At 72.7% G+C, this 10258-nt stretch carries 6 protein-coding genes; 3 read left to right on the forward strand and 3 right to left on the reverse strand.

The window, feature by feature from the left end; genetic code table 11:
* Both E4099_RS22625 and E4099_RS22630 read right to left on the reverse strand, forming a co-directional pair.
* A partial coding sequence (locus tag E4099_RS22625; protein WP_425348268.1) for a sigma-70 family RNA polymerase sigma factor occupies positions 1 to 1410 on the reverse strand: 1410 nt, incomplete at its 3' end.
* Positions 1411 to 2129: 719 nt separating this feature from the next.
* Positions 2130 to 2843, reverse strand: coding sequence for a TetR/AcrR family transcriptional regulator (locus E4099_RS22630; protein WP_135340947.1), 714 nt, complete (start codon positions 2841 to 2843; stop codon positions 2130 to 2132).
* 324 nt (positions 2844 to 3167) lie between these two features.
* On the opposite strand from E4099_RS22630, the gene E4099_RS22635 reads away from it, so the two are divergent.
* Both E4099_RS22635 and E4099_RS22645 read left to right on the forward strand, forming a co-directional pair.
* Positions 3168 to 4523, forward strand: a complete 1356-nt coding sequence (locus E4099_RS22635) for an NAD(P)/FAD-dependent oxidoreductase (protein ID WP_135340948.1) — start codon at positions 3168 to 3170, stop codon at positions 4521 to 4523.
* A gap of 337 nt (positions 4524 to 4860) precedes the next feature.
* Positions 4861 to 7512: a SpoIIE family protein phosphatase gene (locus tag E4099_RS22645; RefSeq protein WP_245245089.1), complete on the forward strand. Its 2652-nt coding sequence runs from the start codon at positions 4861 to 4863 to the stop codon at positions 7510 to 7512.
* A 192-nt stretch (positions 7513 to 7704) separates the two neighbouring features.
* Here the strand turns inward: E4099_RS22645 and E4099_RS22650 are convergent, their stop codons facing one another.
* Positions 7705 to 9006, reverse strand: coding sequence for an MFS transporter (locus E4099_RS22650; protein ID WP_135340951.1), 1302 nt, complete (start codon positions 9004 to 9006; stop codon positions 7705 to 7707).
* 135 nt (positions 9007 to 9141) lie between these two features.
* On the opposite strand from E4099_RS22650, the gene E4099_RS22655 reads away from it, so the two are divergent.
* Positions 9142 to 9702, forward strand: coding sequence for a MarR family winged helix-turn-helix transcriptional regulator (locus E4099_RS22655; RefSeq protein ID WP_135340949.1), 561 nt, complete (start codon positions 9142 to 9144; stop codon positions 9700 to 9702).
* Positions 9703 to 10258 lie beyond the last annotated feature (556 nt).

The raw sequence follows: 10258 nt of genomic DNA on the forward strand, positions 1-10258 counted from the left end.
GGGTGTGGGATCGGGGCCGGGCGTCGGGGTGGGCGCGGGACCCGGTGCCGGAGGCGAAGGCCGGGACGGCGGTTCCGGAGACGGCGACGGCTGAGACGGCGCCGGCTTGGACGAGGGCCCGGGGGAGGGCTTGGGCTTCTCCTTCACCGGGTCGGGCTTGGGCGACGGCCCGGGTTCCGTTTCCGTACGGTCGGCGGCGGGCGCGGGCCCGTCCGACGCGGGATTGGGCTTGGGCTTCGGCCTCGTCACGGGTGGGTCGGCCTTCGGCGGCGCCTGGACAGCCGGGGACGCCGCGTGTCCGGCCGCGGTCTTCCGGGGTGGCTCACCGCTGCCGCCGGCGGTCAGGGCCAGGGCCGTGGCCGCCGCCGCGAGCACCGCGCCCGCGGCTATCCCGACCTTCACCGGTGCGCCCAGCCCCTCGGCGGCGGCGCCCGCGCCCGCCCCCGATCCGCCGGCGCCCGCGCCCGCTCCACCCGCTGCGGAAGCCGCTCCGGCCCCCGTGGCGCCGACGCCCGCGGCCCCGGCCGCCAGCCCGGCCGCGGCCTTGACCGAGTACCCGGCAGCGAACCAGCCGATGACGGCCACCGGCAGCACCGCGCGCAGCCGTGCGTTGACATCGGCGACCTCAAGCGCCGCCAGCCGGCACCTGGGGCAGTCCTCCAGGTGCCTGCGCAGGCCGAGCTCGGCCCGTGCCCGCAGGCCACCGCGGGCATAGGCGCCCAACCGGTCCGCGTAGCGGGCGCAGTCACCCCCTTCGGTCAGCGCCGTACTGACATGGGCCTGGAGATAGGCCTGCTTGAGCTTCTCCCGTGCCCGGTGCGCCAGCACCGCGGTGGCGTTGTCCGACAGGCCGAGCAGGGGCGCCACCTCGCGCGGCGACTCCTCTTCGACCGTGGTGTGCCAGAGCACCGTCTGGTAGTGCTCAGGCAGGCTGCGGAACGCCCGAACGGCCAGCGACTGCTCGGCCTGGTGCATCGCCCTGACATCCGCGCCCGGGTCATGGGTCCTGGCCTCGGCGGTCGGCCGCGCCGCCTCGAAGGCGAACGCCGCGAAGTCCTCCACCAGGTGCTCGCGCTTGGCGGTGTTCCCCCAGGTGGCGGCGGTGCGCCGGACCGTGGTGAAAAGGTAGGCCCGCACCGCCGACTCCGGGCCCGAGCCCCCGCGTACCGCCTGCAGGGTGCGGGCGAACACCTCGGCCGTCAGGTCGTCCGCGGTGTCCGCGTCCCGGCAGCAGCTGCGGGCGTAGCGCCGCACCGGGCCGGCGTGCCGCCGGTACAGCTCCTCGTACGCCGCGTCATCGCCCTCTCGCAGCCGGGCGACCAGCTCGGCGTCGGAGGGTGCGTCCTGTGCGCCCTGCCCCGGTGCTGCGGCACCGCCGACCCGCCGTCCGTACCTCCGCTGGGCGGGCACGCTCGGGCCGACAGCGGTGGACCTCCCCGGGACAGGCGCGCCGTCCTCCGGAGCGCCCGGGCCGCCGGCCTCCGAGCCGGAGAGCCGGGAACCCTCGCGGGGGACGACCGGAGCGGCACTCTGCGCGGTGGAGCCAGGCCCAGCGGCCCCGGGCACCTCCGGCACGACCGCGGAGGGGCCGGCAACCGGCGGTCCGGCCGCACCGGTCGCAGCGGTCGCCCCAGGGTCATCCCCACGAGCGCCGGGACCGCTTCGACGGCCCCGGCCGCGCCGACCGCCCTGCTCCGGCACCTGGGGCGCCGTCCGGTCCTCCGCTCCAGCAGGAACTCCAGCAGGAACACGACGAGGAGCACCACCAGGAGCATCACCAGGAGCGCCATCGGGAACTCCGCCAGCGCCCCCGGTCGAGGCGTACTGGTCGACTCCGCGGCCTTGACCAGGTGGTTCACCGGGACCCTGCGGCTCCTCCCGCCCGTCAACACTCATAACGGAAGCCCCCGATACACCCGACGCCCTGGAATACCGGGCAAGCGTGCCACAACCGGCCGTGCAGCCGCCCCGTCAACCAGGACGACCACTCTTCCGGGGTGCCTCGGCATCGGACGGGAGTTCGTTGTCGATCGCTACGCACACTCACCCGTTCGGGGAATGCCGTCCGTCGCAGAGGACCACCGTCCTCGGGCCATGGGCGGGAGAGCCGCGGACTCCGAACTCGGTGATCAGCTCAGCGGGCGCGGACGGAGCCCGTCCAGCAGGATCTCCAGCAGCCGAGCGGACGCCGCCGCCTGCTGCGCGGGATCCGGCAGTGAGGGCGCGGCGGTGGCTATCACCAGCAGGACGTCCGCCACCGTGACATCGGGCCGCAGCTCACCCGCGGCGCGCGCCCGCTCCACCAACTGCCCGACGACCTCCAGCAGCGCGGTCGCACCGGCGTCGTCCCGCTGCTCGACCAGCCGCAGATCGGGCTGGGCCGGCTGCCGCTGGTGCGGCACCTGATGCGGCACTCGGGCCGCGTCCTCCGCCTCCTGCTCCGCGTCCACTCCCACCCGCAGCACCTGCGGCGGCAGCAGCCGACCGGCACCCGACGCCACCGAGGTGCGCAGGAAGCGGGCGAGCGCCGACCACGGCTCGTTCTCCTGGCCCAGCGCGGCCCGCGCCTGCTCGGTCAGCCGGGTCGTCTCTTCCTCGGCTATTCGCCGCACCAGCACGTCCTTGCTGGGAAAACGGCGGTAGACGGTGCCGACTCCCACCCGCGCCCGGCGTGCCACGTCCTCCATCGGCGCGCCGTAACCCAGCTCGCCGAAGACCTCACGTGCCGCGCGTAGAACGTGCTCGAGATTGCGCTGGGCATCCACGCGCAGCGGTGTATTGCGACCGCCGGTTCCGTCGGATGAAGCGACAGCAGCCGGCCAATGAGAACCCTGGATGTGCATATGTGATCCCCCGGTAATGACGCGTCTCCCCCCGGAGACTCCCCGCCCTGACGTGTCGGGACAGTCTCAACCCCGACCACGTATGAACATAGTTGAGCACCGGTCAAGAAAGAAGAGGGTGGTTCCGCCAGGTCTGACCCCCGATCGGAGTAGGCCGTACACCCCATCTGTTTTCGCCTACGTCAGGCAGCTTCCTTCCCCGTGTTGACCTGCGTGCATTCCATATCCACCGACGATTCTCGGCCGTCTGGAGGGACCCGTTCTCCAGTCACACAATTCGTCGGGCCTGTGGACAAACTCCGATCGCGGGTGCGTCATGGGAGGGTGAAGGAACCTGCGCGCATTCTCGTTGTCGGCGGCGGCTACGTCGGGATGTACACCGCGCTGCACCTTCAGCGGAAGCTGAAGCGCGCACTGCGGCAAGGCGACGCCCAGGTCATCGTGGTCGACCCCGAGCCCTACATGACCTATCAACCGTTTCTGCCCGAAGCGGCGGCCGGCTCCATCTCACCGCGGCATGTCGTCGTACCGCTGCGCCGCACCCTGCCCGGATGCCAGGTCGTGATCGGCGAGGTCACCGCCATCGACCACGCCAAACGCACCGCCAGCATCACCACCCTGGCCTCCCGGGAGGAAGCCAACGGCGCGATCGAGATCTCCTACGACGAACTCGTGCTGGCACCCGGCTCGGTCTCCCGCACCCTGCCGATTCCCGGTCTGGCCGATCACGGCATCGGCTTCAAGACGGTCGAAGAGGCCATCGGGCTGCGCAACCACGTGCTGGGGCAACTCGACATCGCCTCCTCGACCCGCGACCCCGCGGTCCGCGACGCCGCGCTCACCTTCGTGTTCGTCGGCGGCGGATACGCCGGTGTGGAGGCGCTCGGCGAGCTGGAGGACATGGCCCGGTACGCCGTGCGGTACTACCACAACATCGTGCCCGAAGACCTCCGCTGGGTTCTCGTGGAGGCCACCGGGCGCATCCTCCCCGAGGTGGGCGAGGAGCTGGGCAGGTACACGGTGCGCGAGCTGCGCGGCCGCAACATCGACGTACGGCTGGAAACCCGACTGGAGTCCTACGAGGACCGGGTCGCGGTGCTCAGCGACGGCTCGCGCTTCCCCACCCGCACCCTGGTGTGGACCGCGGGCGTCAAGCCCCACCCCGTGCTCTCCGCCGTCGACCTGCCGAAGAACGACCGGGGCAAACTCCCCTGCACCGCCGAGCTGCGGGTGGACGGTGCGGAGCACGCCTGGGCGGCCGGTGACGCCGCCGCCGTACCCGATCTCACCGCCGACCAGCCGGGCAAGGAGTGCGCGCCCAACGCGCAGCACGCCGTGCGCCAGGCCAGGGTGCTCGCCGAGAACGTCATCGCCTCGCTGCGCGGGGAGCCGCTCAGGAACTACGAGCACGCATATGCCGGATCGGTGGCCTCCCTCGGCCTCCACAAGGGCGTCGCCTACCTCTACGGGCGCAAGCTCAGGGGCTACCCCGCCTGGGCCATCCACCGCGCCTACCACCTCAGCCGGATGCCGACCTTCAACCGGAAGGCCCGGGTGCTCGCCGAGTGGACGTTGTCCGGCCTGTTCAAACGGGAGATCGTCTCACTCGGCTCACTGGAGAACCCGCGTGCCGAGTTCGAACTCGCCGCCGGTACCGGCCGCCATCCCGAAGCCAGTTGAGCCGACCGCTTCCGACCTCCGCATCTCCCCGCTCGGCCCGCACGCCCGGCACCCCGACCGAAGCCGGGGACTTCCCCCTGAACCGGTGCCGCCTGACGGATGTCAGTTCCGTCGGTCACACTGGGCGTGTGACCATGGGTGGGCTCAGATCTACGAAGAGTGACACGTTTGTGAAGAGTGACAACGGCGAGGAGCGGGACGTCCGCCGCGTCGCCCAGGGGCCCGTCCCGGGCATACGCGGCGACGCCCCCGGCACGGCCGTTGACCGACGCGCCCGCCGCCGACGCGGCCTGGCCATTCCGAGCCGCCCCGAAACGACACCGCGAGGCAAACCTCAGTGAACTTCACGCGCTGGAGCGCTCGGCTCCCCGGATCACAGCGACGCGCCGCGGCGCGGTCCAACCGCGCGGGCGGATCCGTCCCGGCCGCCCGCGGCGAGCGGAACGACCCCGCCCGGCCCGGCGAGCCCGCCCCGGTGGCGAGAGCCGGGTCCGCCGAGTCCGCGGAGAGCGGCGCCGCGCAGCCCGTACCGACGCTCGACGGTCTGTCCGTGCACGACATCCTCGGCCATGTGCCCGCCCTGGTCGCCGTGGTCTACGGTCCCGAGCACCGCCTCGCCTACGTCAACGACGCCTATGCCGCGCTCTTCGGCCCCCGCCCGCCAGGGGTGCCGGCCGGCCTGGCCCTGCCCGAGCTGCGCGACCTCGGCCTGCTGCCGCTGATGGACCAGGTGCTGCGCAGCGGCAGACCCCGTACCGTCAAATCCCGCCGGGTGCCCCGCGGTGGGTTCGCCACCCCGGCGGTCGGCGCGGTCCCCGGCACCCCCGCGGCCTCCACCGGCCGCCCATCGGGCGCCCCGGCCACAGCCCACCAGACCACCGCGCCGACCACGGGCGACCCGGCCGGTGCGCCCCCGTCGCGCCCGGAGCCTGCGCTCTCTCCGGCGTCCTCGGCCGACCGGGCCGGATCCGGTGGCGCGGTGGACGGCGGTCCGACTCCCGGCGTTACGGCCCAGGGGCGTACCCCCGGCGACGGCACCGCGCCCGGCGGACCGGACACGCGCCCGGGGACGGTCCCGGCCGGTGCCGCCCGGGACGGCGCGGCCCCCGACGGCCGTACGCCCGGCGAGCCGAGCGCCCGCGGACCGGCGGCGGACGGCGGTACCGCTCCGGGCACCGGTACCTACACGCAGGACGCGTCCGCCTCCGTAGCGCGGGTCAGCGTCCGCGCGGCCGACGGTCCGGGCTCCGGCGATCCGGTGTCCGGCACCCCGGCCGGCGGCGCGAACCCCGGCGGGGCCACCGCCTCCGCCATCCCGCAGCCCGCTCCGGCACCCGGCACCGCCTCCGGGCACCGCGGCCAGGGCAAGACCGGGCACACCGCCCCGGTCGGCACCGAGGAAGCCCCCCGGCCCGGCCCGCGACACACCACCGCCCAGGGCTCCGCCTCCGGTCCGGACGGCGCCCGCCCCGCCCCGGTCGGCCCGCGCGGCGCACCGGCAGGCATGCCCGCACCCGGCGCCGCAGACCCGTATCGGACCGGTCGGGACATCCGCGCGGCGACCCGGGCCGGCGTCATCGGCCGTACGCCCACTCCCGGCGTGCCGCCCGGCTCGCTCCCCACCCGGCCGCTCGGCCGGCCCTCCGCCGTGCGCGGCGGCCGGTCGCGGGACAGCTACTACACCTTCACCTGCACACCCATCGAGGTCACCGTCCCCGCGCCGGCGGACCAGCGACCCGAATCCCCGGCCCGTACCCCCGCCGCCGCAGGCGAGGGAGCGGGGCGACCCGGCTCCTGCCGCGGCGTCCTGGTCTTCGGCGCCGAGGTCACGGACCAGGTCGAGACGGCCGAGCGGCTGCGCGTCAGCGAGCGCCACCAGCGCGAGGCGGCGGTCACCCTGCAGCGCAGCCTGCTGCCCCAGGAGCTGGAGCAGCCCGACGACCTGCGGGTCGCGGCCACCTACCGCCCGGGCGGGGAGGACGCCGCGGTGGGCGGCGACTGGTACGACGTGATCACGCTCGGGGCGGGCCGTACCGCCCTGGTGATCGGCGATGTGATGGGGCGCGGCGTCCGGGCCGCCGCCGTCATGGGCCAGCTGCGCACCGCGGTGCGCGCCTACGCCCGGCTCGACCTGCCCCCGCACGAGGTGCTGCAACTCCTCGACGGGCTGGCCGCGGAGATCGACGCCAGCCAGATCGCCACCTGCGTCTACGCCGTCCACGACCCCAACGAGGGCAGCCTGGTCTACGCCTCGGCCGGGCACCTCCCGATCCTGGTCCGCGACCCCGAGGGCATCGTCCACCGCGCCGGCGAGCCCACCGGCCCGCCCCTGGGCACCGGGGGCTGGCTGCACACCTCGGGATCCGTGCCGCTCGGACCGGGATCCTGCGCCGTCCTCTACACCGACGGTCTGGTCGAGCGCCGCGACAAGGACATCGACCAGGGGGTGGCGGCACTGGCGCACGCCTTCGCGGGCGCCGGCGGCAGCCCGCAGGTCATGTGCGACCGGCTGATCCGCTCCATGGGCATCACCGCGGACCATGACGACGATGTGGCCGTCCTGGTGCTCCAGCACCCGGAACGCACCGGCCATGACGCCGAGCTCTTCCACAACGCGGCCCTGGACCTGCTCGGCGGTATCGAGGCGGCGCCGCGGGCCCGCGCCTTCGCCTCCGGCGTGCTGGCCAGCTGGCGCTTCCCCACCGAGCTCCGCGACCTGGGCGTCCTGGCCGCCAGCGAGCTGGTCGCCAACTCGCTCCAACACGGCAGCCCGCCCATGCGGCTGCGGCTGCGCCGCACCGATCGCCGTCTGATCATCGAGGTGACCGACGGGGACGAGCAGCTGCCGCGGCGACGACGGGCCGAGCCGGCGGACGAGACCGGCCGCGGGATCTCGATCATCGCGACCATCGCCTCCTCCTGGGGATCCCGGCGCACCCTGGGCGGCGGAAAGGCGGTGTGGTGCGAGTTCGCGCTGCCCACCCGCTGACGGCCCACCGGGCGGGGACACCCGGTGGCGGTCGGCCGGCTGGGCACCGCGGAGAACGCGCTGGCCGCCGCGACATCCCCCCAATGTCGCGGCGGCCAGCGATGAAGACGAAGCGGGGCCCGGCCGGCGGAAACGGCGTGGTGCCCGTCTGGGGATCGGCCCCACAGCGAGAGACCGCCGTTACGCCCGGTGTCAGGCCGCGGCGGCCACCTGCGGCTCCACCGCCGAGGCACGCTGGGCCGGCACCGGCGCCGGCACCGCACGCAGCGGGTTGTCCTGCGCCGGGGTCAGGTGACGGCCCAGCCGCAGCGCGAACCCCGTGATGCCCAGCGAGCAGACGACCAGCATCGTCAGGTACGCCCCGTACATCCCGGCCCCGGCCAGCATGCCGCCCACGGCCGGGCCGAGCGCCAGGGCCAGCTGCTTGACCAGCGCGAAGGCCGAGTTGTACTGCCCGATCAGCGGGGCCGGCGCAAGGTCGGCCACCAGCGGAGCGACGGTCGGCGAGAGCATCGCCTCACCGACGCCGAACAGCGCGTAGGTCGAGATGATCGCGGCCGTGGCGATGGCATGGCTGCCGTGCACCGCGCCGGAGACCGCGGCGGCCAGCCAGGCCACCGTCCATACGAGGCCCACCAGCGCGATCACCCGGCTGCGGCGCCGCCCCTCGACCAGCTTGAGCACCACGAACTGGGCCAGCACGATGGCCGCGGTGTTCGCCGCGAGGGCGATACCGAGCGTGGCCGGCGAAATCCGGGTGACCTCCGTCGCGAAGGCTGCCAGCCCGGACTCGAACTGCCCGTAGCAGGCGAAGAACATCACGAAGCCCAGCACGCACAGGTGCACCATGGCCCGGTCCCGCAGCAGCGCCCGCGCACCGCCCCGCGCCCGCTCGTCGGTCGGCACCGAGCCGGCGACCTTGGGCATCTTGGGCAGGCGGACCGTCGCCACGGTGGCGGCCAGCACCAGGAACATCGCGGACTCGATGGAGAACAGCCGGACGAAGCTCGACGGGTGCGCGGTGTCCACCAGCAGGCCGCCGAGGAGACCGCCGATGCCCAGGCCGAGGTTGTTGAGGAAGAACTGCGTGGCGAAGGCCCGTGACCGGGTCTGGGTGGTGGAGCTCCACACGATCATGGTGGCCAGGGCCGGCTGGATCACCGCGAAACCGGCACCGACCAGCGCCGCGGAGACGATGGCCGTGGGCTCAGTCGCCGACAGCCCGAGCCCCAGCGAACCGACGGCGGCCGTGATCGCACCCGCGATGGCCACGGGCAGCGGCCCGCGCCGGTCGATCACCCGACCGGTGAAGGGCAGCACGATCAGCGCGGCCACGGCGAGCGTCGCGAGCACCACGCCCGCCGCACTCGCACCCAGATCCCTCACCTGCGCCACATAGACGAACAGGAACGGGACCGTGAAGCCGTTGCCGAACGCGCTCAGCGCGTTGCCCAGCTGGATCCGGCGCAGCGCGGCGCCCATCGCGGTGGTCACACTCACCTACCTAGGTCAGGAAGAAGGCCTGGACCGAACAGTCCAGACCTGAAGACTTCAACAGTAAAGTTCGAAGCTAAAGAGTACACGCTGAAGGACTTCGACGCGAACGAGTTACGTGCCATACTTCGCGGCATGCCTGACAACTCCGATCTGACCTCCGCGCCGGCCGAGCCGAGCCTCCAGGAGCAGATCGCCGCCTACCAGCGCGAGTTCCAGGACCTGGATCCTCAGGTCGAGCAGGTCGTGTCGGCCCTCCAGCGGGTCAATCGCCGGATGAACGTCGCCTACGGCCGACAGACCGCGACCCTCGGTGTCAGCAATGCCGAGTGGGAGGTACTGAAGGCGCTCGTACTCTCCGGGGAGCCGTACCGCCTGGGCCCGGGAGACCTGGCCAAGCGGCTCGGTCTCACCCCGGCCGCCATGACCCATCGCATCGACCGCATGGCCGGCGAGGGACTGGTGACCCGGGAGCGGGACGAGAACAACCGGGTGCGGGTGATCGTGGAGCTCACCCACGAGGGACGCGAGAAGTGGCTGGAGGCCATGCGGATGGCCTCGGTCTTCGAGGAGGACCTGCTGCAGGACCTCTCCGCCGAGGAGCGCGGCCTCCTCGGCGAGCTGCTGGCCAGGGTGCTGCGCCGGGTGGAGGAGGACCAACCGGACGCCGGCGGGCGGCTGACCGACCTCGACTGACCCGAGTTGACATGGATCCAGTGGATCCGTAGTGTTCTCCGAGTTGCCACGCGAGCCGTCACGGTTCACTGGCGACCACTCGCGCCGCACCGGCGGCAAACCACTACTGCACGGCCCTTGAACGGGATGAATTTCGGCATGCCGAATTTCGGACCGAATGGCTCGATTATGAGTCGACAAGGAAAACCGCTAACGTAGTGATCACGCCGGAAGGCGCAAACCCCCTCCGACGGGGAATCGGAAACGAACTCGGGCCGGGAACGGAACGAAAAAGAATCTGATAGAGTCGGAAAGGCCGGAAAGCGAAAGCGAGAAGGCCGCCCCGCTCCAACAGGGGGCCGGATACGGAGAGCGGAAACGCGAAACGGATCTGGTAAGGTTGGAAACACCGAAGGAAAGCGCCCGGAGGAAAGCCCGAGAGGGTGAGTACGAAGGAAGCGTCCGTTCCTTGAGAACTCAACAGCGTGCCAAAAGTCAACGCCAGATTAGTTGATACCCCGTCTCCGGGCCTGATGGTCTGGGACGAGGTTCCTTTGAAGAAAAAACACAGCGAGGA

This window comes from Streptomyces palmae (genome assembly GCF_004684805.1).
Lineage (GTDB): Bacteria > Actinomycetota > Actinomycetes > Streptomycetales > Streptomycetaceae > Streptomyces > Streptomyces palmae.